The organism is Megalodesulfovibrio paquesii, from assembly GCF_054653055.1.
Genome location: NZ_BAAIGQ010000006.1, coordinates 15749 through 40520, shown reverse-complemented (window position 1 = coordinate 40520; position 24772 = coordinate 15749). Strand labels below are relative to the sequence as shown.

Sequence of the window (24772 nt, the reverse complement as noted above, 5' to 3'; positions counted from 1 at the left end):
CTTTATGCGGGCTTTTTTTTTTGCTGATCCTTCATCTTGACAAGCCTGCCCATAGCTTTCGCCATTCCTACACCTATCGAGACCTCTGCACGGCCACCGCATATTTTCTCTTCAAATCCAGCATGATATCTGCTATTCTTCCTTCACCCCAAGGAGGATAACATGGCAGAGCGCAGCCCCAAGGCCCCGTTGCTTGGCGATTACTTCATGGCCCGGCGCAAGACCAAGCGCACCTTCCTGGACGACATTGACGCCCTCATCGACTGGCGGCCTATCCGTTCGTTTTTGAACAAGAAACTTACCCGCAAGGCCGACGCCGTGGGCAACCCCGCCTACCCGGCCCTGGCCATGTTCAAGATTCTGCTCCTGCAACGGTGGTACAATCTCAGCGACCCGGCCACCGAGCAGGCCCTCTACGACCGCCTCTCCTTCATCCGCTTCGTTGGTCTGTCCTTCGAGGGTGACGTCCCCGACGAAACCACCATCTGCCGATTTCGCAACGGCCTGATCAAGTTGAATATTCTCGATAAGCTTCTGGATCGCCTCAACGAGCAGCTCGAAGCCAAGGGCCTGCTCGTGCGTGAGGGGACCGTGGTCGACGCCTCGGTGGTCGAATCTGCCCGCCGCCCGCGCAAAATCATCGACATCCTGCCCGAGGATCGCGCGGAGGAGGCCGAACAGCAACCTGCATCCCCTGCGAAATCAGACTGTTCGGTCAAGGTCAGCTTTTCAGACGATGCCGACGCGGCCTGGCTCAAGAAGGGGCGTCGCTGTCATTACGGCTACAAAATCCACGCCGCCACCGATGCTCGCGACGGCTTCTTCCTCGGCGGCCACGCCACCTCGGCCAACCGGTCAGACATGCGCGAGTTCGAAACGCTGCTCGATGAAATCCATGTTATTCCAGGGACCTATGTCTATGGCGACAAGGGGTATTCCAGCGGCGCCAACCGCGACGCGCTGCTGGCCCGCGGCCTCAAGGACGCCACCATGGACAAGGCCACCCGCCACGCGCCGCTCACGGCCTATGAACGATTGCGCAACCGGCTCATCAGCAGCGTGCGCTGCGGCGTGGAGCGGGTGTTCGGGACCTGGAAACGCGGCTACGGCCTGGCCCGGGCGCGCTATCTGGGCCTGAAAAAGGTCTGCGCCGAGCTGTATCTGGTGGGAATGGCCTTCAATTTGAAGAAAGCCGTGCGGTTGATGGGCACTTGAGGGGCTGGTGCGTCCAAAATTTGGAAGGAATGATGAAAATGAGGGAAAAATGATGAAAACGATGACAGATTAGACCAAAATCAGAGGCCGAGAGGGCCATTTCCTCGGCGAAGAGTCGTTCGGGTGGTGTTGTGCAGAGGTCTCCTATCATCTTTCACGCCAGCACCTCTGCCGCCCGTGCTTCGGTCAGCACGCCGGTGGCCACGGCCACGCCGATGCCGGCCACGGTGCGCGGGTCGTCCAGGTCGATTTCCTGGGCGGTCAGGGTCAGGTCCACGAAGTAGCCCACCCCGGCGTGGTTGCTGGTTTTGGCCTGCTGCCATTCGTCTGCCGTGAGGCGGCTCAGGAACTGTACCCGCGTGAGGATGCGGGGATTGGGTTCCGGCGTTTCCGGGGCGCTGGGTTCGGGCGCTTCGGGCACCGCCTCCAGCGCCCAGGCCCGGTCCATCCAACGCGGGCGCGTGCCCGCCTCTGCCGCCGGGGGCGGCGTGGCGATGCAGCCGGCAGGGATGAGCCACACGCCCGGCTCGCGCGGGGATTCCTCCGCTGTCACCGACCCGAGGTAATAGCCGTCCTGGTCCAGTTGGTACACGATCATGCAAGGCTCCTTGGGAGGCGGGGGAGCGTTGGGGGAACTGAGTTCCCCCAAACCCCCTCCGACAGTTGGTTCTGGGCACCATTCGCGCCCGGCGTTTCAACCCCTCTCCGGGGGGCCAGTCATGAAAAGTCGGGACAGTGTTCCCCCGATGGCCGTTTTCTTTCCTCCTAATATTTCACACAAAACAGCAGCGCGACGTTGCGGGGGCGGGTTTCTGAGGTGGTGGTGGCCCGGGTGGCGTAGGCCACGGCAGACCCTGGGCCGGCGGGGACGTTCGCGGTCACGCCGGTTGTCGCCCCCAGGGTGTAGTCCAGGATGTGGCTGTGGGGGCCGACCATGCCCGCCTGCGCCGTCCCCAGCACCCGCCCGGCGTCCGCCCCGCGGCTGTCATCCCAGCCCCGGAGGAACTCCCCGCGCAGGTCCGGCAGGTGGAAGGTGGTCTCGCCATCCCCGGCGCCAAAGGTGGCGCCTATGACCGCGAACAGGGCCGCATACGCCGTGCGGCTGATGGCCGCGCCGTTGCACCTGAGCCAGCCTTCCGGCGCGGCGGCCATGGCAAAGGGCAGCACCGCCCCGACCGGCATGGCCTGGACCACGGCGGCTTCCAGGGCCGTGACCGTCCCGGCCAGGGCCGCGTGGGCCTGCTGCAGGTCGTCATCGGCCTGCCCGCGAGCGGCGGCTTCGGTGGCCAGCTCCCAGGCCATGGAGGCCTGGACCGCCTCCCTGGCCTGGGCTTCCAGGTCCATCCGCGCGCCCAGGACGGAATCCCCCTCCAGCCGAGCAACGGCTTCGGCGGCGCGTTCCGCATGCCCCTGCTTGAGCAGGCCGTCTAGGATGTCCGTGTTTTCGTTGAGTTTGGGCAGGTCCTCATCCAGATACGTCCCCACCTTGTGCAGCCCTGCGAAGGCCGTTCTTTGTGCCATGATGCACCTCCCAGTGTGCGGTCTTAGATGGTCAACACGCGGACGTTGGTCACCATGGGCCGGGCCACAGGGGTGCCGGTGAGCTCCAGCTTCACCCGGATGAGCAGGGCGCCCGTGGTGCCTTCGTAGGTCAGCTCCTGCCAGCCTTCGTCCAGGGGACTGGACTGGAGGAAGGGGACCGGGGTCCAGTGTTCGCCGTCGCCCAGGCTGGCCAGCACGGCCGCGCCGGCGGGCAGGAAGGCGTCCAGGATCACCCGCACCCTGCTGTCCTGCCCGGCGGGCACGGCGCGGGTGATGTAGTCCGCCGTCTGCGCCGTCACCCCGGCCACCAGCTGCGCGCCAGGATGCAGCACCGGGGAGGCCTGGGCGCTGCCACTGAGCCTGGCCGCCACGGCCAGGGCCCCGGTGAGGGGCTGGGCAAAGCGCGCTGGCTGCTGGTCCGTGAGGGTCACCACGGCTGCGTCGGGCAGGGTCACGGCATATTCCACCCGGCAGGCTGCGGCCGGCTGTTCCGCCACGCCCATGAGCATCAGGTCCGTGGCCCCGTCCACCTCCACCTGGCCCAGGGGCACAAGGCGTGACGCTTCGGAAAACACCGCCTTGAGCAGGCGGAAGGTCAGGTCCTTGTCCTGATGCGCCGTCCAGGTGCTGGCGTTGCTGGAGCTCAGCAGCACCCCCACCTGATACGGCTGGGAGGTCACCCAGGTGCTGTACCAGGGGTCGGACTTACCCAACTCCGCGATGGCCAGGGCGGTCACGCCGTCGTCGCACATGACCACCAGGGCGTATTCCATGCCCGGCTGCAGCATTACCGGCGCGGGGAATTCCACGCGGGTGGCATTGTTGCCCAGCACCAGGTCCGCGGGGTCAAGAATCTGCTCCGCCAGGACGGTCTGGTTGGGCATGCCCACGGTGGTTTCCCGAATCTGCACCACCACCCTGGACGTGCCGGCGGCCGTGAACCACACATCCACGGCGGCCAGCTGGCAGGCGGCGTCCAGTACAAAGGTCTGGGCCAAGGGATCGTGCCAGGTCAGCACGGTGGTGGTCACGTTGCGCAGGGTCTGCAGGGTCAGCTGGCCTTGCCCGGAAAAGATGGCCGAACCACGGGACCCACCGCGGCCGGCAAACAGCACCTGCTTGGAGCCGGCCGGCACATTGGCCGGAATGGTGAACGTGCCGGCCAGCGCGCCGGCGGCATCGGCCTGGGCCGTGGCCACGGGGAGGCCGTCAAAGGTCACGTCCACGGTCTCGCCCGCGGCAAAGCCAGCACCCTGAAAGCCCACCGCCAGCTGCCGCAGGTACTGCAGCCGGGTGGACTCGGCAGCCACCACCTGGGCCTGGGTGCTGCTGGTCTGGTCCACCAGCGTCAGGTTCGGGTTGCCCGGCACAAAGTGTCCGGTGTTGAACAGCTCGGTGACCGGGCTGGCCCACTGGGTCTGCACATCGGTCCAGCGGTCAATGGCCGGGCTCAGCTGCACCAGGGCCGGCAAGGGCTCAAAGGCGCTGTACGGATTGACCAGCATGGCGCCGGTGCGCAGCAGCTGTTCCAGCACCGGAACATACGTCGCCTGCAGGGCCAGCGGCCGGGCCACGTCCTGGGCCATCCTGGCCACCACGTCCACGCCCACGGGCAGGGTGATCACGCCGTTCACGATGGCTGCGGTCTGGGCCAGGCCCTGGTCGCGCATGTCGTCCCCCAGGCAGGGGTCCACCCACAGGCCGCGTTTGGCCCCGGCTTCGCGGGTGATGATGTCCGCCGTCAGGCGCTGGGCCGCCACTTCGGCCAGGATGCCGTCCATGCGGGTGTTCAGGGCCGCGATGTCATCCATGGGCACGGTCTTGACGCCGTCGTTGCGCACAGTGCGGGCGCTGTCCCAGGTCTGGTGCACCGTGGCCAGGGCCAGCATGTCATCGGGCACGCGCGGCGGCTGGGGATTCCACTCCGAGGCCACGCCGTCTATCCAGAGGAACTCGCCATCGCGCGTCAGGCACAGCCGGTCATACCGCGGCAGCATCTGGGTGTAGGTGACCAGGATCTGCGTGTTGGCCACGGCCCCTTCCACGGTGCAGCCCTGCAGGTCCGCGTCCTGGGCCACGGCCTGGGCAATGTGCCGGTAGGTGACCGTGTACGCGCTGTGCGGCGCGGGCTCCAGGCCGGCGGGGCTCCAGTCCACCTTGCCGGCGGTCAGCCTGTAGTCTGCGCCGGGGGTGTAGGTGATGCCGCCTTGCTTCACCTCCAGGATCTCCACCACCGAGGTGTGCGGCAGGGGGTCTGCCGCGCCGGTGTAGCCGCCGTGGGTGATGGTCTCGGTGCTTTCTTTGGTGATGCGAATCTGCTGGATGGCACCCACGGGATACCGGTCCAGCACAAGGCGTTGCGCCTGCGGCCCGGCGGACAGGTGCGGCTCCGAGTCCACGGCCAGCAGGTCCGGCGTGGCGGCTTTGGTCAGACGACGCGACACCGTCAGCTCCACGGGATAGCCGTACACCCGCGCCCGCCCTTCGGACACGGTGTAGACCTGTTGCCCGGCTTCGGAAGAGCCGGCCGCCATCAGGGTCCGCAGACCGGAGACGATGTAGGTCCCGCCGGCGGAATCACGGTCATACCGGGCCAGGGCCTGGGTGACGCTGTCCAGGTTGGGCGGCGGCTCCTTGGCCCGCAGCGCGCCATTGTCCACGGTGTAAATGGGATAAAAATCCCCGGTCTGCCCGTCGGTGGAATAGCCCCAGGCGGTTTCCTCCTGCAGGCGGGCCGCGCCGCCCTCGCCTTCCCCGCGCGTGCCCACGGCCGGGTTGTACAGGCCGGGGTCCTCAAACTCGGTAACCACCCGCCGCCGCAGGTACACGCCAATGGCCACCGTGCCTGTGGTAGGGATGAAGAAGGTGGCCGCAGGCACGCCGCGCACCGCGCCTTCCAGGTACAGGGCCCCGGATTCGCAGACCACTTCGCCCGTGGCTTCGTTGATGGACACCCGGCAGTCGCGGACAATGTCGCCATTGGAGAGGATGGCGTCCCCAATGCCCTTGACCCGGTCCAGGAGGCTGCGCTGCACCTCGTTAAGTTCGGCGCTCTGCAGGGTGCGATCGGCCCGGAACAGCACGCGGCTGTAGTGGTCCGCCGGGTCAAAGCGGTCATAATACTGCTCAAGCTGGATATCGGACATACACACTCCTTCACGCTCCTTAGATGGCCAGCACAAAATCAAAGGTTTGCCGGACGGCGGGAGACCGGACAATCACGGGGTCCATGCGCTGGATGGCCAGCAGCCGGCCGGCGTCGTCCAGCTGGTCCGGGGTGAAGTACCGCTGCCCTGGCGGCAGGTCCGCCCTGGTGGCGGTGTTCAGGAACACGCCCACCTCGCGCACCACCTGGTCGCTGGCGTCGGCAAAGTCGAAGTTGGCCCGCAGGTACAAAAAAGGCGTGGGCTCCAGCACGGCGCGGTACCGGGCCTCCACCACGGCCCCGTCGGGCTGCCGGCCCACGGGCACGGTGATCTCGCCTTCAGGATCCGGCGTCACGTAGCCGATGGCCGTCACGGCCCGGCGGCCCAGTTCGTTGTTCAGGGCCACGGCCTCCACCAGGGACTGCGCCAGGTGCTGGGCCGTGGGATCGTCATCCCAGGCCGCATTGCCGCTGCCCCAGGCAAAATGCAGGGGCATGGCGGCCAGGGCCTGGGCCATGCCGGCGCGGCCACTGTGGGTCAGGGTTGCAAGACTCATTCGCTACTCCTCTGCGGTTGTGCTGTGCGTGAAGACGCCTGCGGCGCGCATGGTCCGCCAGGGCCGATGGTCCCAGGGCCCGGCCCACTCGGTGCCGTCGGGCAGGGAGCAGGGCCGGCGCAGGGCCAGCAGGCCCAGGGTGTCTGTGCGCGAATCCGTCACGCCAATGCCTGCATGGGTTTCCGCCCGCTGCGCCAGCCCGCCGCGGATGTGTCGCAGGCCCAGGCCCGAGGGCGCTCGTGTGGCCTGGGCCACGCCGCCAGCACTGTGGTGGAAGCGCGCATCAATGAGGATCTGGCGCAGCCCCAGGGCCTGCTGGCCGCAGTCCAAGCGGCTGCCGTCCAGGCGGGGCGGATGATCAATGACCACGGCCCGCTGGCGGTCCAGGCGCTCCAGGGAGGCGTCCAGCCGGCCACAATCCAGGACCAGCTGCGACCTGGACACGCTGCGGTGGGTGTCGATGCGGCGGCGGGGCATGGGCCGGAAGGCAGGCGGGCCGTCACAGTCGTTCCATTGGCGATGGTCCCAGGGCCCGGTCCAGCGGTGTTTGTGGCCGCTGATGCCCCTGCTCGCCAGGGACACCAGCCACCCGCCCACCATGCCGTGGCTTTTGACGGTGGGGGTGTCCAGCCGCCACTGGTCCAGGATGGGCTTGTCCACATAAAACGCGCGGACCGCGCGCCCCTGGCCGCTCCACAGGTGCGCCACCCAGGCCGGCTGCGCCTGCAGGGCGCGGGTGTTGCCAAAGCTCTGCTTGACGCCGGTCACGGGGTCCCAGACGCCGGAATCATCATCCAGAAAGCCCAGGTCCAGGGGCGGCCCCACATCCAGGACAATGGGCCGCCGGTCGTACCCGCCGTACACGCGGCGAAGGCGGCAGCGCTGGGGCGCGGTTTCCGTGGCCACCTCCACCACCGTGGGCAGCAGCTCCCCCGGCGCCTTGGCCAGCTCCAGTTCATAGATGGCCCATTTTTCGCCCCGGCCGCTTTCATCCACCGTGGCCTGCACGTCAAAGAGGGCCAGGGCCAGACGCACCCCGGCCGGCGTGCCCTTCAGGCGGTGCCAGGCTGTGGCTTGCCGGACCAGATTTTCCCGGACGGGCCGCGGCCAGGCCGGGTTCCAGAAATCCACGTGCATCTGCCAGGCCAGCAGTTCCAACTCGCCATCTGAGAGCGGCGGCAGACCTGACGAACCTGATTCCAGGGCGCACCAGTCCACAATGCGCCGCAGGGCCGGCGAAAGCTGCCCTGCATCACCCCCCACCCCGCTCCATAACCGGGCCCACAACAGCATGCGCGGGATGGCCTGGACCAGGGGCAGCAGGGCGGCATCCACCGCCGCCGCTGCGGCCTGGATGGTGGGATCGTCCTTGATGGACGGCGCCAGCACGGCGGCCAGCGGCGTGGGGCCCAGCGTTTTGGACGCGTTATTCATCTTCCTGCCCGCCGTAGCTGGCCTGGCGCGTGGTGACGCGGGCGATCTGCCAGGGCTCCAGCCGGGTGAAGGCCGGAGCGGCCATTTCCACGCGCTTGGCCCCGGCCTGTTTGATGCGGGTCAGCAGTTCATCTGGGTTGATGTCCCGGCCGGGTTTGGCATGCTGCCACTGCACGTACGCTTCCACGGCATTGGCCACGGCCGCGCCGATGGAGCCCGCCAGCGCGGCGTCCTGCTTGTCCAGGTACCAGCGCAGGGCGATGGCGTAGGGCGCCACTTCCGGCGCGCGCACCAGGACGGTGTCCGTCAGCGGGCGCACGTCCTCGGCACGCAGGGCCTGCCGGATGGCCTCCAGCACCTCCGGCGCGGGCAGTTCGCCGTGGCGCATGATGGGGCAGATGGCCACCGTGCCAGGCACCGGGGTGTAGATGCCGGCGTCGGCAATGTCCTTGTGCACCCGCAGGACGTGGTATTCGTACTGCCCGCGCGGCCCGGCGCAGGTGTAGGCCTCCCGCGCGCCGGGGATGCGCTGGCGGTAGTGCTCGTCATCCTCCACATCCGCGCCGGCCACGGTCACGGTGGTGTTCACGGCGGAGGCCACATAGGGCCGGACGTCCACCAGACTGCCCACCTGCCCCGGCACCAGGCCGTTGGCCACCGCGCCGGCGGTCATGGCCGTGGCCGCCACGTCCACATGATTGGCCCCAGGCGGGATCGCGGCATGGGCGTCCGTGGCAAAGACCACCTTGCGGTCGGCAGTGGACACGCGCGTGCCGGCCGGGATCTCCACCGGCCAGTCTACTGCGTTGGCCAGGGAAAAGCGGATGACCGTGGTGGCCGGCAGCACGTCCAGGCGGGGCGTGTCGGACTCCGCGCCCAGGTGGTCCAGGTGCGGGCCCTGGGCATAGGCCACCAGGTTTTGCTTGCCGGCAACGTCCACCTGCCCGGCCAGCACGGCAATAAGGTACGCCAGCCCTTCCAGGAAGAGCCGCTCCGGGTTCCCCGGATACAGGGTGCGGCCCGTGGCCTGCTCGAACCCGGTGAGGATGGCGTTGCGGCAGGTCTCCGCGTCGGTATCCACAAAGGTGATGGGCGGCAGGTTGGCAAAGGCGTTCATCCATCCCTCCTCATGACCTTCTGGCCCTCCTCATGACCTTCTGGCCACCGTGATGACCGGGTAGCCGATGCCCTGCGAGGCCTTCACTGGTTCGTCCCTGAAGGTGATGGAGACCACGCGCAGGCGGGGTTCATGGCGTTCAATGGCTTCGGCCAGCCCGGCGATGCGCCGGGCCGTGGCCAGGGGCAGGGGGCTGTCGATGTAGTCGCCCACGTCGGCAAAGGGGACGTCAAACCGCACGGAACAGGCAAAGGTCGAGACAATGAGCCGCACATTCTGCGCCAGCTCCGCATCGCCCGCGGCGCCGATGGCCAGCGGCTGCGGCGTGGTGTCTATGCTCAGTTCATTGCCCACGTGCATCCCCGCAACTTATGCATACTGCCTGAACTCCAGGGACACCTGGATGCTGATGGGCCGGCCTTTGGCATCGCTGCGGGTCCATTCTTCCGTGGCCTTCATCAGCACGTGCCGGCCCTGGTTTTTCCCGCCCAGGATCAGCTGCTCCACCTGCCCCGTCTCCACCAATTCGGTAATGTCCTGCATGACCGCCTCGGGCTGCACGCCCATGGACGCCGAAAGCAGCACGGTCATGGACACGCTGCGCAGCTCCGGCGCAAGAAACTCCAGCCGCGGCGCGGCCCCCAGCACCTTGTGCTCCTCGTAGGCCGCGGCCACGTCGCGCCGGACGCCTGCGGGGGTGCAGACTTTGCGGACAAGGCCTGCGTCCGCATGGACCTCGAAGACCAGGGATTTGCCAAAGGAGCCGACTTCCATACGCCGCGCCTACTCGTGCTCGCAGCCGGTCACGGGGGCGCCGTGGATTTCGCCCGAGGCCGTGATGGTGCCGGTCACATCCTGATTGCCCGTCTGCACCAGCCCGCCCTGGTGGGTCACGTCGCCTTCCCGGACCACATCGCCGCGATGGTCCAGCAGGCCGCGCAGGTACAGATCCGTGTGCAGCGTGGTCTGGCAGACCTCGCCGTCAAGGCCCTCCAGCACCACGCCCGGCGCGCGCAGCCAGATGCCGCCGCGGCCTTCCAGGATCAGCCGCGCCTCGCTGCGCACCAGCACATCCTCACGCCCGTGCAGGGTCGTCTGCCCTTCCACGGTGACCGTGGCGTCTTCCTTGATGGTGACGGTGGCGTCCTGCAAAATCGTGATGTCCGCCGCGCCCTTGATGTCTGCGAAATACCTGTGCTGCACCCGGTCGTAGGAAATCACGGTGCCGTCCTCGAACTGGTAGAACTGCACGGGCTGTTCCTGGCCGGGGGCCTGATCCTGCTGGGAATAGACCGCGCCCAGCACGCAGCCTTCCTCCATGCCCTGGCCGGCAAAGAGCACCGCCACCTGTTCGCCCAGGTCCGGCAGGCACTGGTCCTGATCCTTGAGCGTCCGGCGGTGCAGGGTCCGCACGGGAAAGGACACCATGCCGTCGCCGTCGTGGAGCTGCACCCGCGCGCTGCCCACGCTGTTGGACTCCGTAACCGTGCCATACCGCAGGGACGCGCCGCGGTTGGCCTCCACCCTGGCCAGCCGGCGTTCCAGATCCACAAGGCGTTGTATCAAATCCGTCATGCCGCCCGCCTCCCCCAGGCCGGATTGGCCAGGGTCCTGCCTAGGCCTAATAGGCCAGGGTTTTCCGCAATTCCGCGCTGGTGGTGTAGGCCCGCCCCAGCTTGTGTTCTGCCGATTCCACAAAGTACGTGCCGTCAAACTGGCCAAAGCCGGCCAGCTCCACGGTGATGGCGGCCACCAGACCGGGAAAGCCCATCCACTCCAACGTGGCGGTCTGCTCCCCCTCATTGGCCGCCCGCAGGGCCCCCTGCCCCAGGGCGATGGCCTGGGCGGAATTCTCCACCCGCTGGTTCAAGGTCAGGGTCTGCCCGCTGGGAGGCGGCCCGGTCACCTCCACTTCCGCCTGCACCGTCTCCCGTCTGGCCGGATCGTGGTAGGCGACTTCCGCCTTTTTGCCGGTGCCCTGGGAGCCTTTCTTGAACGACCAGGACGTGGGCGAGTGGACCGAACCCCGCTTGTGGATGACGTATTTCGTCCCCTTGGCGTCCCATTCCCTGGCCCCGTAGAGGATAAGTTCCTTGCCATGGACCTTGAGATTCACGCCGTACCTGCCGGCCAGGCCGTTCAGGAAGGCAATGTCCGAGGCTTCGCGCTGGTCCACCCGGTTGAAGGGGATTTCCGGCGCATCGTAGCGCAGGGTATATCCGTGCCGGTCGGCAATCTCCTGGGCAATGCGCTCCAGGGTGTACGTCTCCCAGCCTCTGGTGCGGGCTTCTTCGGACATGGCCGACGTCTTGGCCGCCGTGACTGCCTTGACCTTGACCACGTCCGGCGGGCCGGAGCATTCCGCCTCATCCACCGTAAAGGCGCCCATGGGCAGTTCCACGTGTTCACCGGGCGTGTACCAGTCCAGGCAGAGCAGGCTGGCCGTCACCTCGCTGCCCTTGGCGATGAACCATGGCCCCTGGAAGCGTTCGTCCCGGTCCATGAGGGTCAGGCTCACTTCATCGGCCTTGCCCTTGGCGTTGTCCTTGAAGGAGAATTCCTTGAGATAGGGCGCAATGCCGGAGGTCACGTCCCTGCCATTGACGGTCACCTGCAGGCGGGTGCGGCGGGCGGATTCGGTCATGACACCACCCCGATCGTCCAAAGCAGCCAGACAATCCCGGTCATCCCGGTCATCCCGGTCGTCCCGTGCATCCAGGGCGGCAGGTCAGGCCGGCGGGCCGGCACGGTCAGGGGTGGCACCGTGAGCGGCACATCCGGGCCGAACACCATCACGTCGCCATGGTCCGGATTGGCGGCAATGAGGGCCTGCATCAGGGTTTCCCGGCCCCAGAGGCGGTAGGCGATGACGTCCCAGGTGTCCCCTTGGCGGGTAAGGTACACATCAGCCATAGGTCACCCGTGCGGCGTCGGTCAGCAGGCCGGACAGCAGACGCTGGATGGCCCCTTTTTGCGCCTCCAGCGATTCCACCACGCGCGCGCCGAATTCACGATCCGGCACGCCCTCCATGGTCAGGCTGATCTGAAATGTCGGGGAGATAGTCACCGGCGCGCCGCCTATGCCTCCGCCTGGCCCTCCACCTGGGCCGGCCCCCAATCCTGAACTCCCGGAACCGGAGCCCATGACCGCCTCCAGGCCGCCGGATTGGGGCATTCCGGCCCCGCCGCCAGCGCCAGGGGCCTGCGCCATGAAGGCATCCGCCTCTTCTGCGGTCATGCCGCCGGGCGGCAAGACCGCAGAAGAGGCATCACGCGACACCGCCGCCGCAGGCGTTGCACCCGCTGCCGCCGGTCGCTGCACCGCCGTGGCCCCAGCTGTCTGGCCGCCATGGGGTGAGGCCTGGCCGGCATCCGGGGCGTTCTGGCTGGCATCCGGAGACGTCTGGCCGGAAAGTTGCGTGTCGGCTGCGGCGGCGCTTTCGCCGGCCTCGCCACCGCCGAACCACGACATGATCTTTTTGACCTTGTCCCAGACCGTGGTCACAAAGCTGGTGACCGGCTTGGCCGCCGCCAGAAAGCCATCCCACAGGGAGTCCAGCACGGTGCGCACCGGCTCGCAGGTCTGGTACAGGGTATAGAGCGCGCCGCCCAGGAACACGACGCCCTTGATCACCCAGCCCACGGGGTTATTGCTCATGGCCGCGTTGAGCACCCACTGCGCCGCGGCCACGGCCCGCACGCCCACGGCCAGGCCAAAGGACGCCGTGCGCTGGGCGAGCATGCTGTAGGTGGACAGGTCGCACACCGCCCGCCCTGCCGCCCACACGCCTTTGGCCATGGTCCAGGCGCTGGAGGCCGCGGACAGGGCAAAGCCCCCCGCCAGGGTGGCCACCTTGAAGGCCGCCATGGCCGTGGCCGCCATCATGGTCACCCGCACCACTTCCGGATGCGCGGCGGCAAAATTCGCCACGGCCACCGCGCCGGCGCCGAACACGTCCAGCAGGTCATTGACCACGGGCAGCAGCGTCGTGCCCACGGTGACGCCGATTTCCGCCACCTTGTTCAGGGAGCGGATCACGTTGTTGGAGGTGGTCTTGGAGCGGTTTTCAAACTCCGCCTGCATGGCCCCGGCGTAGGCCGCGCCATCGCCCGCGGTGATCAGGTTTTTTTTGACCAGCTCCAGATTGTCCAGCAGGGGCGCGATGGAGCCCAGGCTTTCCTTGCCGAAGATTTCCTGCATGATGGACAGCTGCTGCGCCTTGGGCAGCTTTTTCACCGCCTCCAGCACGCTAAGGATGGCCGCCGGGCCATCCGTCTGCATCTGTTTGGCCAGCTGCACGGTATCAATGCCCAGCTGGGCATACGCGCTGCGCTGGGCCTTGGTGGCCGCGGTCCCGGCGGTCATGGCCAGGATCATGTTCTTGATGCCCGTTGCCGCCACTTCGGGAGAGACCTTCATGGCGTCCAGGGTGGCCGCCAGGGCGGTCATGGGCTTGGCCGCCACACCGCCCACGCTGCCCAGCGGGCCGATGCGCCGGACGATGTCCGCAATGCCCTTTTCCGAGGCGCTGGTGGTGTTGGCAAACTGGTTCATCAGGTCCAGCACGCCGCGCACTTCCGGCATGGACAGCTTGAGCGCCGTGCGATAGCCGCCGATGGCGTCCGCGGCCTCGTCGGTGGACATGCCAAAGGCCACGGCCATGTGGGCGCTCAAGGTGGTGAACTCTTCCAGGTCTGCCGTGGCCTTGAATCCCTGCTGTCCACCGGCGGCAAACAATCTGGCCAGCTCTTCATGGGTCAGGGGCAGGGTGCGCCCCAGGCGCTTCACCGCGGCTTCCATGGCGTAATATTCCGGCGTGAGGTTGCCGGCCTTGTCCCGCATGCCCTCGATGGTTTTTGCGGCATCGGCCATGGCGCTTTCAAAGTCCATGGCCATTTTGATCGGCGTGGCCACGGCTGCCACCGAGGCCACCGTGCCCATCATGTCGCCCTTGAGCTCGTTGCGTTTGGCGGCATTGCGCTGGTACGTCTCCTGCCGCTGCAGGGCCGCCTCGGTGCGCTGCATCTGGGCTGTGGCCCTGGCGTGCACTGAGGCGGCCTGCTGGACGCTGACGTTGTACCTGGCGGCGGAGCGCTGGGCAGAGGCATAGGCCTTTTCCGCGGCAGTCAGCTGCCGGGCCACATCCTTGCCGGCTGCGGCCTCCGCCCGGAGGGCATCCACCGAGGCCTTGGCCGACGTCAGCTTGCCGGCCGCGCCGGACACGGCCCGGAGCTGGCTCATCTCGCGCTTCAGATTGCCGGCCCGGCCGGCCACCGTGTCGAAGACGGATGCAACGCTGGACTGCAGCCGCGCGCCCACTTCAAACGTAAAGCCGATGGTCCTGCCCATGCTCACCCTTCACCAGATAGGAGTTTTTCCGCGGCCACCAATTCTTCAATCCACCCCAGGGCTTCTTCGTAGGAGAAGCCCAGCGCGTCACGCAGGGACATCCGCCCCAGCCGGCTGAGCACGGCCGCGGTCATCCGCAGTTCCTTTGCCGGGCGCGCCTTTGCCACGAAACAGCAGGTACTGCGTCTGCAACCGCTCGTAGTCCGCCATGTCCATGCGCAGGAGTTCCTCCACCGGCAGGCCGCACAGGTGGGCGAAATAGCCGGCCTCTTCGTGCAGCCCCTCCCTGGGGTCTCGCGAGGCTGGCGCATGGTCGAGCTCGTCCTGCAGCGTCGGGCGGCGCATGGTGACGGTTTTCAGCAGCCGGTCGGCCAGCTGCACCGGGTACTCAAGGGGCACGACTGCGTGGGTGTCTTTGGCCATGGGGTTATGCTCCAAGGTAGCTGTTGATTTCCGCAAGCATGTCTTCGCCGTCGATGCGGCAGATGCCGTTGAGCTTGTCGATGGACAGGCGTTCTTCGCCGTCAATCCAGAGCTCCATGCTCACAATTTCCACTTCCGTATCGTTGTCCATTTTCTTGCCCGGCGCGGTCTTGCCCAGGCCGGCCTTCTTGGGCAGCACATTGGCCGTGAGCTTGACCGGCCTGGGCACCAGGCTGTTCAGGCCGGCGTCATAGGCCTGGATGGCCGCGTACACCTGGAGCTGATGCCCGGTGGTTTTCAGCAGCACCACGGCCTGGGCGTTCACCGTGTTCCAGGCAATGCTCAGGGTCAGGTTGCCAAAGTGCCCGATGACCGGCGTTTCCAGCTCCCCCAGGATGCCCAGGCCGGACATGGATTCCTTCATGTATTCGAACTCGGGCAGGGTCACTTCGCCCACGCCCAGCAGCTCGTCGCCAGCCCGGTAGATTTTGGCGTTGATGAGCTTGTCCGGGATGGGATTGGCGCTGGGAAGTTTGTCGGTGCCGGCCATGGCTAGTTCCCTCCGCTGAACAGGTTATTCAGCGCGTTGTGGTCGTAGTGCAGGATGTGCACGATTTCCTGGGCCGGGGACGGCGGGGTGAGGGCCACGCGGTACCGCACCGTGCCGTTCATGATGTCCGTGGTCGGGTTGTCCCCCGGCAGAAAGCTCACCTTGCCACCAATGAGCCGCTCCCGCCGGACCAGGCCGTTCAGCCACAGATTGACGCTATCCACGATGGATTCGATGTGCCGCACGCGGACAATGGGTTCGTCGACCTTTTGCCAGGTGGACAGCACCAGGGTGTTGCCCACCCAGGAGAACATGCGCCGCACGGGGATGAAGACGTCCTTCACATCCGTGACGCCGGGATAGGCCGCCGTGTAATTGCCCCAGACCTTGAGGCCGCCCACAAAGTTGATGGCCGTCACACAACCGCGGAAGTTCAGCCAGCCCGCCTGCTGGGAGTCCAGGTCCAGCAGCTCGCCATTGTGCAGGATGCCGTTGGCCAGCAACCGGGAGTTGGAAGGCGACCAGAACGGGATGCCTTCGTTGTCCGCATCCCGCCGGCCAATGGCCCCGGCCAGGTGCGAGCTGCCCCACATCAGCCGCTCCCCGATGACCGGGCGGCCAAAGAAGGGGATGAGGTGCTTGTCCGTGAGGTTATTGTCCTGGATCCATTCCGGGGCCTCGGTGTAATTCCGCACCTCGGACGGGACGTCGATGCAGGCGGTGCAGGAAAAGTGGCCGTTGATGTCTGCGCATTTGGTGCCCATGACCAGGGCCACCGCGGGGTCTGCCGAAAACCCCGGCGCCACCACCTGCCCCGGCACGCTGATGAACCGGGGGAACACCGAGGCCACCAGCTCCAGCCCCTTGCGGCGCATGGTCGTGCCATCAATGCCGCCGATGATGTCCGCGCTGGTCACCTTGGCGACGTCCGGTTTGGTCAGGGTGCCGTCCCCGCCCTGCACCGGGCTGGTGTGCACCGCCGGGTCAAAGACGTTGATGAAGACCACGGGCGCGACGCTGTACAGGCCCATGTACACGTCGGCAAATTCGGCCAGGGTGTACCTGCCGGCGTCTTCGCCTTCCGGCACGCTGCCGAACTGCGCCGTGAATTCTTCGGGGGTGAAGAGCAGCCTGGGTTCATGGACGGGAGGGACCACCCCGGCCGGCAGGGTGTGCACAGGCGCCGTGCCCACCACCACGGGCAACGCGGAATCCACGTTGACCATGGTCAGAATATGGGTGGCCTCCTCCTGGATGAATACGCCGTGTCTGCCGCTCATGTGGCGCTCCTCTCCGTGCCGCGCAGCGCCGGACCAATCGTGGCTACCTGGGACAGCGGCACAAACAGCGCGGCCAGCGCGGCATCCGCCGCCAGGGCCCGTTGCAGCACCGCCGGCAGGCTGGTGAACACATTGCCCCGCTCCAGGGGAAAGGGGTCCCGGCAGCGCGGGCCGATGTACATGAGCGGCATACGGGGTTCCTGGCCTGCAGGCGCGGCGGCCTGGGGCGTTTCGGGGTCTTTCTTCGCCATGGGAGTCTCCTATTCCCAGCCGGGGAGGCTCCACCGGCTGATGATGGCCACCTGTGCAAAGGGGCGCGGCTGCCCCAGCGGGTCCTGCCGCTGCCAGCGCATGTAGCGGCCCTTCTCGTCACGCACGCACGTAAATCGCGAGGCCACCGGCACATCCAACGCCTCGCGCAGAAATCTGGTGAGGCGGCTGCGCAGCAGGGCCAGTTCCGCTTCCGCGCCTTGGGCGTCGCCGTCTTCATTGTTGTAGACACCGGCCAGGAAGGCCACGTCCTCAAACACTTCGCCGCCTTCGCCCCATCCGGCGATGGGGGTGAGAATCACCGCCGGGAACACGCTGTCCTGCCCCGACCGCGGCGGCAGATCGCCGATGAACACCTGCACGGTGCCCGGTACGGCTGTTCCTGGCGCTGGGGGCATTTCGTGCCCCTGCGGATGCCCTCCCGGATGTGCCTCCTGTTGGCGCCCTCCCGGATGCGCCAGTTGGCGCTCCCGATTATGCCCCCGTTGATGCTGCGTCAGGGACAGATCGGCCAGGGCCTCCACCAGGGCCGCCTGCAGCGCCGGCAGCAGGTCGGCAATCATGACGCGCCCCCGTGTTTGGCCAGCACTGTTTCCACAATGCGGGGCAGGATCCGGGCCATGTTGTCCTCAGCCCCGACCCGCAGCAGCCGCTCCACCTCTGGCGTGGTGGCGTGGTACTGCACGGCCGGGCCATAGGCCTCCCGCGGCGTGTTTTTGCTCCCGCGGTAGTACACGCCCAGGTGGCTGCCCATGCGGGCGATGAACGGCAGGCCCCGCATGTACTGCAGGCCCAGCATCTCCTCGCGCTCACGGCGCTCCCCAGTGCGCAGGGCAAAGCTGAAGCCCGGCCACTGCTTCGGGCGCGCCCCCTTGCGGGCGGTCAGCTCCTGGGGCTGCACGTCGTAGTAAATGAGGGGCACGGTCCGGCTCGCCACCGTGAGCCGCCCCGTTACGTTCTGGCCAGAGGCCCCCACCTGCGAAAGCCGGATGCTCTTTGCAATGACCCGCCGCGGCAATGGCACGTCGGACACCAGGTGTGCGGCCAGCTCCGTCCGGCTGCAGTCCAGCACCTCACCCACCGCCGGGTACAGCGCCCGCTGTACGGCGTAGGGCACGCCGGCCAGGCGCTGCAGCTGGCGCGCGATCAGGGCCTCGTCAAAGGTGATGTCGATCATGCCGTGCGCCCCTCCAGATCAAGGCGGAGGAGGCCCTCCTGCGGGGTCGCCCTGACCACCGTGTACCGTTCGCCATCGACCGTCAGCGCTTCGCCGGAAAGGGGGCACGGGAAGGCCTCGTCCAGCAGATACAGCACCGCCAGGTGGGAGACGACACCCCAGCCCGAGGGGTCTGTGACGGAATTCGTCCCCTGCGGCTGGAGGGTGTCGTCCCACAGCGTCAGCATGGGCAGGCCGTTCACCAGCCGCTCTTCCGCGAACTCCGCCGGGTTCATGAAGACGTCTCGTGCTTCCCGCCGCAGGATTTCCTTGAACTGACGCATCCGGCGCTCCTTGGGGCTCAGGCGGCGTCGCCAGGTCCATCGGGCGTTGCAGGGACCACGCCGGCAGGCGTTGCGGGAGCCAAGCCGGGCTTGGCGCGCAGGGCGTCCACGCGGGCTTCGAATTCGGCCAGCGTGGGCACGGCTTCGCCGCCGTGCGCGCCGCACAGGCGCTGCACGATGTCCGTGGCCGCCAGCCCAAGCCGGATGCCGGATTCCACAATGGCGATGATTTCAGTCGGGGTCATGGGAGCCTCCTCCGTGGGCGTCGTGGGCGTCGTGGGCGTCGTGGGCGTCGTGGGCGCGCGCCAGGAGGGCCCCGGCGTCGGTCAGCAGCAGGACGGCGCGCGTGCGCAGGCCGTCCCAGTCCTCGGGTTCCACCTGCGTACGCGCCCACAGGGCCGTGGCGTCACCCAGGGCGACCAGGGCGGCCTTGGCCAGATCCAGCGCCGGCGCGGCCTGGGCTTCCAGATACGCGCGCTGCTCCGGCAGGGAGGCGTGCAGGTGGAGATATTCCGCATGCAAGGCCTCGTAGGCGGTGATGCTTTCGCTGGTGATGACCAGCGCCTGTTCATGCGGCTGCAGCCCCTTGAGGGCGCAGGCCGGCAGGGTCAGGCTGGTGGCCAGCAGCAATCCAAGGAGGGACAATGCGGCCGTGTCCTTCCCCGGCGTGGTGATTTGCTTGGTGGCCGCGATCCGTCCCCAGACGGCCACGGCGAACCCGGCCAGTTCCGTCAGCGCATAGGCCAGCCTGGACTGCTCTTCCGCGCCAAAGTCGATGCCAAAAAACGACAGGCCCGAGGCCACCATCATCAGTGCCGCGCCCCAGAAGGTGCGGCTGGTCAGCAGGGATTTGGTGCCATCCATCCTAGTGTCCTCCGGTGGCGTCGCCCCGCTGGGACAGCCACCCGCTGGTGAATTTGCGCTTGCCCGGCGCCGTCAGGCCAAGGGCCACGTAATGGGCGCACTGCAGGCCATTGACGCCGTATTGAATTGCGCGCGCCCGGCCATCGCCCACGGCCTGGCGCAGGCGGTGCAGGGTCTTGGGCCCGAAGGCGCCGTCAACCGTCAGGTCATCGCCGAATTTGTATTGATAGTTGATGGTGTTGAGCGTCTTTTGCAGCTGCTCGACCATGCGGCCTGCGCCCAGATTGACGCCCTGTTCAAACAGCTCACAGGCCAGGGCCTGATCCAGTTCGCTCAGGCAGAACCGATCCCAGAACCGGGTGCGATAAAACCCCTGCACGGCCACGGCCAGCGCCGGATTGCCCTGCAGGGTTCCCGGGAACCCTGCGGCCCGCTTCGCGGCGTCCACCAGCGGCCAGCCGGACCAGTTCGGCCAGAAGGCACGGGCGATGCCGCACACGGTTTCCCCGCCGGAGTCGTCAGGGTCATTGCCGTAGAGCCCTTCCACCAGGCCCATTTTGAGATATGCCGTCTGAAAATCCGCCACTGTTCGCTCCTTTTGCTCCTGCGGCCGCGCTATTCCGTGGGCCGCATGTTCAGGATTTCCGTCTTTTCCTTGGCGGGCAAATCCAGGTGCATGACCGTGGCCCGCAGCATCCGGAACTGGATGTCGTTGCTGATCTTGAGACTCTCGATGGCTTCGGCCAGACGCAGAAAGGCAATGTCTGTGACCTTGCGACGCTCCTCGCATTCATGGGGCGTCACACTGCGGGAACGCACCACGATGCCCACCACGCAGGACAGCAGGGAGGCCAGCAGCAGGGATTCAAGGGCCGTGAAGGTCATGCGCGTTTCCCCGGCCTGCCCGGCCTGCCTTGCCTATCCGGCTTGTCTTGCCTGCCTTGCTTGCCCGGCCTGTCCGCTTCATCAATGCCGGCAATCCGCTCCACCAGCCCTGCGGCGGCCAATCTGCCTGCCGTGTCCTTGTCCATGGCCACAGTCTGCCCAGGGAGCCGCACCACCGTGCCCGTCTCCAGCCGGCAGCGCAGCGTCACCTTGACCATCTCCGTGCCCGTGGCCATTTCCGTGTCCGTGCCCATGCCCGTGTCCATGCCCATTTCCATGGCCGCGCCTACAGCACCTTGGCCACGACAACCCAGCCGGGTTGCTTGGACCAGGGCAGCGGGCGGGATTCGGCGATGCTGAACGTGCCGGAGGGGTCCTCCTGCTTGAAGGCCTTGGAGAAAATGGCCACGGGCCCGGCGCAGTCATTGTCCACGGGCATGCCGTATTCGATGACGCTGGTGGCATCCCGCGCCACCAGCACAGCGGTGTCCGGCGCAATGCAGTGCCGGGTTTCGCCGTTGAGGTCGGTGTACGTGTCGATGACAACCCAGACCCGCAGGCCGTTCCAGACGCCCTTGAGCTTGCTGCCCACGCGGGGGGAGAGTTGGCCGATGTCGATGCCTTTGTTGTCCAGGTCGTCCTTCACATCGGCATGCTTGCGGAACACGGCCCAGGCGTCCTTGCCCAGCAGCAGGTCCGTGGCCCCGTAGCCGGTTTCCTCCAGGATCATGAGGTTCCAGGCATCCATCTGCCCCGGCAGGTCCGAGGCGGACGCCGACCAGAGCGCGTCACCGGTCAGCACGACGGTGTGGTGCGCAGGCCGCTTGAAATCCACGGTGAAGGTCGGCACGGCCTGGGCGCCTTCGATCACGTCAAAGAGCTCGATCTTGCCCTGCACCAGGGCCTGGCAGCACATGATCTCGGTGGAAAGGTCGATTTCCTCGCGGTGCAGGTCCATATCTTCGGCGATGGCCCGTTCCACGGCGTTGTAGGTCGGGTCATAGGGATTGACGCCGGCCGGCATCCTGAAGCGGTCGGCAGCCATGAAGGCCCGCTTGGGCCGGAACCGGGGCGCTTTGACCGCGCCGGCGGCGATGCCGTCGCTGCGGCGCATGGTGCCCGGCGCGTGGTTGGTGATGGCCGGCAGGATGGACACGTTGCGGGTTTTCACATGCAGCTCGAACAGCTCCACCGGGCTGGGAGGCTGCCGGACAAAAAAGCTGCCGAACAAATCAAGCTTCACAGGGCGCTTGTTAATGACGCCGGTCAGCAACCTGGGGTCGAAATAATCAATGGTAAAGGACATGGGTTCAGGCCTCGCTTGCGTAGAGACCCTTGCCGCGCAGGGCGGCCAGGGCAATGTGTTGTTCTGCAGCGGAGACGCCGTCACCCCACGTCAGTTCGGAGGCGATGACTTCGGCATGGACGTACACCAGGGCGTACACATCGCCGGCTGCGGGGATGGTGGTGTCCGCCACCAGCACGCCTTCGGCGTCGGCTCCGGCCACGAATTCGCCTCGCTGCCCGTCCTTCATGCCCAGCACCGTGCCCGCGATGAGCACCTGCTCCGCGCCGGTGGAATGCAGCAGCATGCGTTGCAGCACGGGAGGGTGCCCTTTGAGGAATGGAATGCGTTGATAGCTCGCGATGTCTTTCATGCTCGTTGCTCCCTCACCTGCTCCCTTACAGGGCGCTGATGCGGTCGATGGCGGCCTGCATGGGGTTGCCCCCATTGACCGTAGCCGAGGTGTTCACCGGGCCGGGGGTGGCGGTGCGGATGGCGGCCAGGATTTCCGCCTGGGCCGGGGTTTGGGCCGGGGCCGGGGCCTGGGTCTGGGCCGGGGCCTGGGCCAGGGTTTGAGCCGGGGCCTGGGGCGGAGTCTGGGCAGTAGGTGCAGGGGTGGGAGCAGCCGCGCCGGCAGCGGGTTGCGTCGCCAGACTTGCCACTGCAGGGCTTGCCGCCGCAGGGCTAGCCGCAGCCAGCATGGGCGTCAGCACTGCCAGCTGCGCAGGGGTGATGCCGGCGTGCAGGAGCGTGGCCACCTGCGTCGCCACAGCATCGCCGGCCACCACCCTGACCAACGCCACCTGCATCTCTGCAGCCTCCTGCAGGCGCGTCTGGGCCGCCGTGTCCGCGGCCTGCCGGGCCTCTGCCTGAATTTCCGCCACAAGCTCGGGATGCGCTGCGGCGAGTTGGGTCTTGTCCATCGTGATCTCCTGCTTGATGTGGGCGATGAGAGCCTCACGGTCCGTCACGATGCCCGTGATCAACCCGATGGCCCTGGCATCGTCAGCCAAAAACACCCGGCCATCTCCCCAGGTGGCCGGCGCCGCCGCGTCCACGCCCATGTGGGTGACGACATCGGCACGAAAAATGTCATGGAGTGTGGCAACCATCTGCTGCAGATAGGCCTGGTCCGCACCGGACAGGGGGGCGTCGGTATTGCCGCTGGCCTTCATGGCGCCGCCGCTGATGTAGGTGTAGCGCAGCCCTGCCGCGGCATTGGCTGCCGACCTGTCGCAATGCACATGCAGCACGCCAATGCTGCCAACGGAGGCGGTGCGGGGAGCGAACAGCTTGCGCGTGGCCGCTGCAAGCCAATAGGCGGCGGAGGCGCACAGCCCATCGGCATAGGCGTACACCGGCTTGCGGTCCTGGGCGGCGATGAAATCGGCCAGCTCTTTCACGCCGGCCGCAACCCCGCCGGGGCTGTTGAAGGACAGCAGCACCGCCAGCACCTGCGGATCATCCATGGCCGCGGTGACGGCGGCGCGAATCTGGTCCTGCCCGGACCAGGAGAAGCGCGAACCAAACAGGGAGAAGCCGCCAGCCTTGCGCTGGATGACGCCCTCAATGGCAACCACCGCCACGCCATCAATGACCGTGTACGACTGCGCAGCTCCCTCCTCACCAGAAGGCGCCAGCGCCGCCCCAGGCTGGTGTACGCCAGCGATTGCTTTTATCACAACCTGCACGTGCTTTTATCACCTCCTGTTGCGGGATGGATTATGCACGGCATGGTGTTTGCTCAGTTTCCCATCCCCTCTTCCGCCTGTCTGATCCGGTCTGCCGCCAGGGCTGCGTACTCTGGTGACAGCTCCACGCCCACGAACTGCCTGCCGGTCTCGATGCAGGCCAGGGCCGTGGTGCCGCCGCCCAGGAACGGGTCCAGGACGGTGCCGCCCTCGGGCGTTACAGCTAGCAGATCCTTGATGAGCGGGATGGGTTTGCTGGTCAGGTGCACCTTGGCGGCGGTGTTGACCGCGTGGCGGAAGATGCCGGGCAGGCAGCGATCGTGCACCCGCTGAAACGGCGGCTTGACCGCATACACCACATATTCGGCGTCCCGTCTGAACTCCCCGAGCATGGGGCGGGCGCTGGGTTTGTGCCAGATAACCAGGCCGCGCCATTCCCAACCCGCGGCCTGGACCACGTCCGAGGCCAGGGGCAGTTGCCGCCAGTCCGTGAACATAAGCAAGGGTGCGCCAGGCCGGGCGATGCGCCAGCACTCTGCCAGCCAGAGCGTGGCCCACAGGGCGTAACTGCGCTGGTCTTTGCTGTCGCCCAGCATGGCTGGGTAGCTCTTGGCAGTCCCGGTGTTTTGATATTTCGTCGCCGGATCACGCCGCCGGGCGCTCGCATGGGTGCCGCCGCTGGAATACGGCGGGTCTGTCACCACGGCATCCACCGAGGCCGCCGGCAGGTCCCGCAACACCGTGACCGCCTCTCCTTGAAACACTTTGCCATTGTCAAAGATCATCCGCACTTGCCTGCTCCCGTTGGAGCCTCTCGGGCCTCTTGCCTGGGGCTCGCGGCCCGCACGTGATTCATGGCCCCGCAGCGGGGGCATTTGATGGCGAGGTTCAGGGCTTCGCCTTTGGCCAAGAGTTTATTGCACTGTCCGCATCGGATTTGGTCCATATCCCTGCTTGATTGTTGGGCCTTGGGCCTGCTACCCATGCGGCGTCCGGGGGTACGCTCTGGACTCCGCATGGCGCAGCGGCCTCGGCCGTGGTCCGGTGTTGTCGCACCGGGCCGGTGGGGTGTGTCACCACCCCGCCTGCGCCTCCGTTTTGGCGGGCGTTAACGCGCTGTTAACGCCCGCAACTCATCTCACCTCATGCCAGCACCTGTGCGGCCCGCTCGCTGGTCAGCACCCCGGCCTGTACGGCCACAGCCAGGCCGGCCTGGGTTTGGGCGTCGTCCAGGTCGATTTCCGCGGCCGCTAGAACCAGGTCCGTGAAGTACATCGCTTCCGGGAGGCTGCTGGTTTTGGCCGTGGCCCATTCCTGGGGCGACAGGCGGCGGATGAATTCGACCCGCGTCAGGATGCGCGAGCGGTCCATGGGTTCGGGCTCGGTCGTGTCGGGCTCTGGCTCCGGCTCTGGAATGGCCTCCAGGATCCAGGCCCCGCCGGCCTCCCCATTCTCCCCGGCTTCCCCGGCCTCCCAGCGCGCCCGCTGGCCCTCAGGGATGGCCGGCGGGGGTGTTTCCACACAGCCGGCCGGGATGAGCCATACGCCAGGCTCCAGGGGCGATTCGTCGGCCACCGCCTCGCCGAGGTAGTAGCCGGCGGCGTCTAATTGGTACACGATCACAAGAGGCTCCTTTTTAAGAGTTTCTTGGGGAAACTGAGTTT

Annotated in this window: 31 protein-coding genes; 1 reads left to right on the top strand and 30 read right to left on the bottom strand. The window is 67.0% G+C overall.

What is annotated here, in order from left to right:
- Window positions 1-162: 162 nt before the first annotated feature.
- Entirely contained in the window at window positions 163-1215 is a 1053-nt protein-coding gene (locus ACYQ00_RS13015; protein ID WP_460030289.1) for an IS5 family transposase, read from the top strand.
- A gap of 154 nt (window positions 1216-1369) precedes the next feature.
- Here the strand turns inward: ACYQ00_RS13015 and ACYQ00_RS13010 are convergent, their stop codons facing one another.
- The 30 genes from ACYQ00_RS13010 to ACYQ00_RS12865 all read right to left on the bottom strand — a co-directional run bounded on the left by ACYQ00_RS13010 (window position 1370) and on the right by ACYQ00_RS12865 (window position 24731).
- Window positions 1370-1813, bottom strand: coding sequence for a hypothetical protein (locus tag ACYQ00_RS13010; protein WP_460032573.1), 444 nt, complete (start codon window positions 1811-1813; stop codon window positions 1370-1372).
- A 167-nt stretch (window positions 1814-1980) separates the two neighbouring features.
- Window positions 1981-2736 carry a tail fiber protein gene (locus tag ACYQ00_RS13005; RefSeq protein ID WP_460032572.1) on the bottom strand — a complete coding sequence of 252 codons (756 nt, stop codon included), beginning with the start codon at window positions 2734-2736 and terminating at the stop codon, window positions 1981-1983.
- 23 nt (window positions 2737-2759) lie between these two features.
- Window positions 2760-5903: a DUF4815 domain-containing protein gene (locus ACYQ00_RS13000; RefSeq protein WP_460032571.1), complete on the bottom strand. Its 3144-nt coding sequence runs from the start codon at window positions 5901-5903 to the stop codon at window positions 2760-2762.
- A 19-nt stretch (window positions 5904-5922) separates the two neighbouring features.
- On the bottom strand, window positions 5923-6459 hold the full coding sequence (locus tag ACYQ00_RS12995) for a hypothetical protein (protein ID WP_460032570.1): 537 nt from the start codon (window positions 6457-6459) through the stop codon (window positions 5923-5925).
- Between the two features lie 3 nt (window positions 6460-6462).
- On the bottom strand, window positions 6463-7893 hold the full coding sequence (locus ACYQ00_RS12990; RefSeq protein WP_460032569.1) for a phage tail protein: 1431 nt from the start codon (window positions 7891-7893) through the stop codon (window positions 6463-6465).
- Window positions 7886-9010 (bottom strand): baseplate assembly protein, encoded by a 1125-nt coding sequence (locus tag ACYQ00_RS12985; protein WP_460032568.1) that lies wholly within the window; start codon window positions 9008-9010, stop codon window positions 7886-7888. The genes ACYQ00_RS12990 and ACYQ00_RS12985 overlap by 8 nt, the downstream gene beginning before the upstream one ends.
- A gap of 30 nt (window positions 9011-9040) precedes the next feature.
- Window positions 9041-9370 (bottom strand): GPW/gp25 family protein, encoded by a 330-nt coding sequence (locus ACYQ00_RS12980; protein ID WP_460032567.1) that lies wholly within the window; start codon window positions 9368-9370, stop codon window positions 9041-9043.
- 9 nt (window positions 9371-9379) lie between these two features.
- Window positions 9380-9784: a phage tail protein gene (locus ACYQ00_RS12975; RefSeq protein ID WP_460032566.1), complete on the bottom strand. Its 405-nt coding sequence runs from the start codon at window positions 9782-9784 to the stop codon at window positions 9380-9382.
- A gap of 9 nt (window positions 9785-9793) precedes the next feature.
- Window positions 9794-10585 carry a phage baseplate assembly protein V gene (locus ACYQ00_RS12970; protein ID WP_460032565.1) on the bottom strand — a complete coding sequence of 264 codons (792 nt, stop codon included), beginning with the start codon at window positions 10583-10585 and terminating at the stop codon, window positions 9794-9796.
- Between the two features lie 46 nt (window positions 10586-10631).
- The gene (locus ACYQ00_RS12965; RefSeq protein WP_460032564.1) at window positions 10632-11654 is read right to left on the bottom strand and encodes a phage late control D family protein; all 1023 of its coding nucleotides are present in this window, start codon (window positions 11652-11654) and stop codon (window positions 10632-10634) included.
- Window positions 11651-11923 carry a tail protein X gene (locus ACYQ00_RS12960; protein WP_460032563.1) on the bottom strand — a complete coding sequence of 91 codons (273 nt, stop codon included), beginning with the start codon at window positions 11921-11923 and terminating at the stop codon, window positions 11651-11653. Before ACYQ00_RS12960 ends, ACYQ00_RS12965 begins: the two co-directional genes overlap by 4 nt.
- The gene (locus tag ACYQ00_RS12955; protein ID WP_460032562.1) at window positions 11916-14360 is read right to left on the bottom strand and encodes a phage tail tape measure protein; all 2445 of its coding nucleotides are present in this window, start codon (window positions 14358-14360) and stop codon (window positions 11916-11918) included. The genes ACYQ00_RS12960 and ACYQ00_RS12955 overlap by 8 nt, the downstream gene beginning before the upstream one ends.
- A gap of 87 nt (window positions 14361-14447) precedes the next feature.
- On the bottom strand, window positions 14448-14783 hold the full coding sequence (locus ACYQ00_RS12950) for a phage tail assembly protein (RefSeq protein ID WP_460032561.1): 336 nt from the start codon (window positions 14781-14783) through the stop codon (window positions 14448-14450).
- A gap of 4 nt (window positions 14784-14787) precedes the next feature.
- Window positions 14788-15333: a phage major tail tube protein gene (locus ACYQ00_RS12945; protein WP_460032560.1), complete on the bottom strand. Its 546-nt coding sequence runs from the start codon at window positions 15331-15333 to the stop codon at window positions 14788-14790.
- 2 nt (window positions 15334-15335) lie between these two features.
- Window positions 15336-16613 carry a phage tail sheath family protein gene (locus ACYQ00_RS12940; RefSeq protein ID WP_460032559.1) on the bottom strand — a complete coding sequence of 426 codons (1278 nt, stop codon included), beginning with the start codon at window positions 16611-16613 and terminating at the stop codon, window positions 15336-15338.
- A complete protein-coding gene (locus tag ACYQ00_RS12935) occupies window positions 16610-16864 on the bottom strand; it encodes a hypothetical protein (protein WP_460032558.1) in 255 nt (84 codons plus the stop codon). Before ACYQ00_RS12935 ends, ACYQ00_RS12940 begins: the two co-directional genes overlap by 4 nt.
- A 9-nt stretch (window positions 16865-16873) precedes the next feature.
- Complete coding sequence (locus ACYQ00_RS12930) at window positions 16874-17446, bottom strand: hypothetical protein (protein ID WP_460032557.1); 573 nt, start codon at window positions 17444-17446, stop codon at window positions 16874-16876.
- The gene (locus ACYQ00_RS12925; RefSeq protein WP_460032556.1) at window positions 17443-18060 is read right to left on the bottom strand and encodes a hypothetical protein; all 618 of its coding nucleotides are present in this window, start codon (window positions 18058-18060) and stop codon (window positions 17443-17445) included. Before ACYQ00_RS12925 ends, ACYQ00_RS12930 begins: the two co-directional genes overlap by 4 nt.
- Window positions 18057-18383 carry a hypothetical protein gene (locus tag ACYQ00_RS12920; protein WP_460032555.1) on the bottom strand — a complete coding sequence of 109 codons (327 nt, stop codon included), beginning with the start codon at window positions 18381-18383 and terminating at the stop codon, window positions 18057-18059. Before ACYQ00_RS12920 ends, ACYQ00_RS12925 begins: the two co-directional genes overlap by 4 nt.
- Before the next feature lie 17 nt (window positions 18384-18400).
- On the bottom strand, window positions 18401-18628 hold the full coding sequence (locus ACYQ00_RS12915; RefSeq protein ID WP_460032554.1) for a hypothetical protein: 228 nt from the start codon (window positions 18626-18628) through the stop codon (window positions 18401-18403).
- Window positions 18615-19247, bottom strand: coding sequence for a hypothetical protein (locus ACYQ00_RS12910; RefSeq protein WP_460032553.1), 633 nt, complete (start codon window positions 19245-19247; stop codon window positions 18615-18617). Before ACYQ00_RS12910 ends, ACYQ00_RS12915 begins: the two co-directional genes overlap by 14 nt.
- 1 nt (window position 19248) lies before the next feature.
- Window positions 19249-19833: a glycosyl hydrolase 108 family protein gene (locus ACYQ00_RS12905; RefSeq protein WP_460032552.1), complete on the bottom strand. Its 585-nt coding sequence runs from the start codon at window positions 19831-19833 to the stop codon at window positions 19249-19251.
- 29 nt (window positions 19834-19862) lie between these two features.
- Window positions 19863-20132, bottom strand: coding sequence for a hypothetical protein (locus tag ACYQ00_RS12900; RefSeq protein WP_460032551.1), 270 nt, complete (start codon window positions 20130-20132; stop codon window positions 19863-19865).
- Window positions 20129-20410 (bottom strand): hypothetical protein, encoded by a 282-nt coding sequence (locus ACYQ00_RS12895; protein WP_460032550.1) that lies wholly within the window; start codon window positions 20408-20410, stop codon window positions 20129-20131. The genes ACYQ00_RS12900 and ACYQ00_RS12895 overlap by 4 nt, the downstream gene beginning before the upstream one ends.
- Window positions 20411-20418: 8 nt before the next feature.
- The gene (locus ACYQ00_RS12890) at window positions 20419-21438 is read right to left on the bottom strand and encodes a major capsid protein (RefSeq protein ID WP_460032549.1); all 1020 of its coding nucleotides are present in this window, start codon (window positions 21436-21438) and stop codon (window positions 20419-20421) included.
- Window positions 21439-21442: 4 nt separating this feature from the next.
- Window positions 21443-21790 carry a head decoration protein gene (locus ACYQ00_RS12885; protein WP_460032548.1) on the bottom strand — a complete coding sequence of 116 codons (348 nt, stop codon included), beginning with the start codon at window positions 21788-21790 and terminating at the stop codon, window positions 21443-21445.
- A 25-nt stretch (window positions 21791-21815) separates the two neighbouring features.
- The gene (locus ACYQ00_RS12880; protein ID WP_460032547.1) at window positions 21816-23099 is read right to left on the bottom strand and encodes a S49 family peptidase; all 1284 of its coding nucleotides are present in this window, start codon (window positions 23097-23099) and stop codon (window positions 21816-21818) included.
- A gap of 62 nt (window positions 23100-23161) precedes the next feature.
- On the bottom strand, window positions 23162-23893 hold the full coding sequence (locus tag ACYQ00_RS12875) for a DNA-methyltransferase (protein ID WP_460032469.1): 732 nt from the start codon (window positions 23891-23893) through the stop codon (window positions 23162-23164).
- Window positions 23890-24054 (bottom strand): Com family DNA-binding transcriptional regulator, encoded by a 165-nt coding sequence (locus tag ACYQ00_RS12870; RefSeq protein ID WP_460032546.1) that lies wholly within the window; start codon window positions 24052-24054, stop codon window positions 23890-23892. The genes ACYQ00_RS12875 and ACYQ00_RS12870 overlap by 4 nt, the downstream gene beginning before the upstream one ends.
- Window positions 24055-24251: 197 nt before the next feature.
- Window positions 24252-24731, bottom strand: a complete 480-nt coding sequence (locus ACYQ00_RS12865; RefSeq protein ID WP_460032545.1) for a hypothetical protein — start codon at window positions 24729-24731, stop codon at window positions 24252-24254.
- Window positions 24732-24772: the final 41 nt, after the last annotated feature.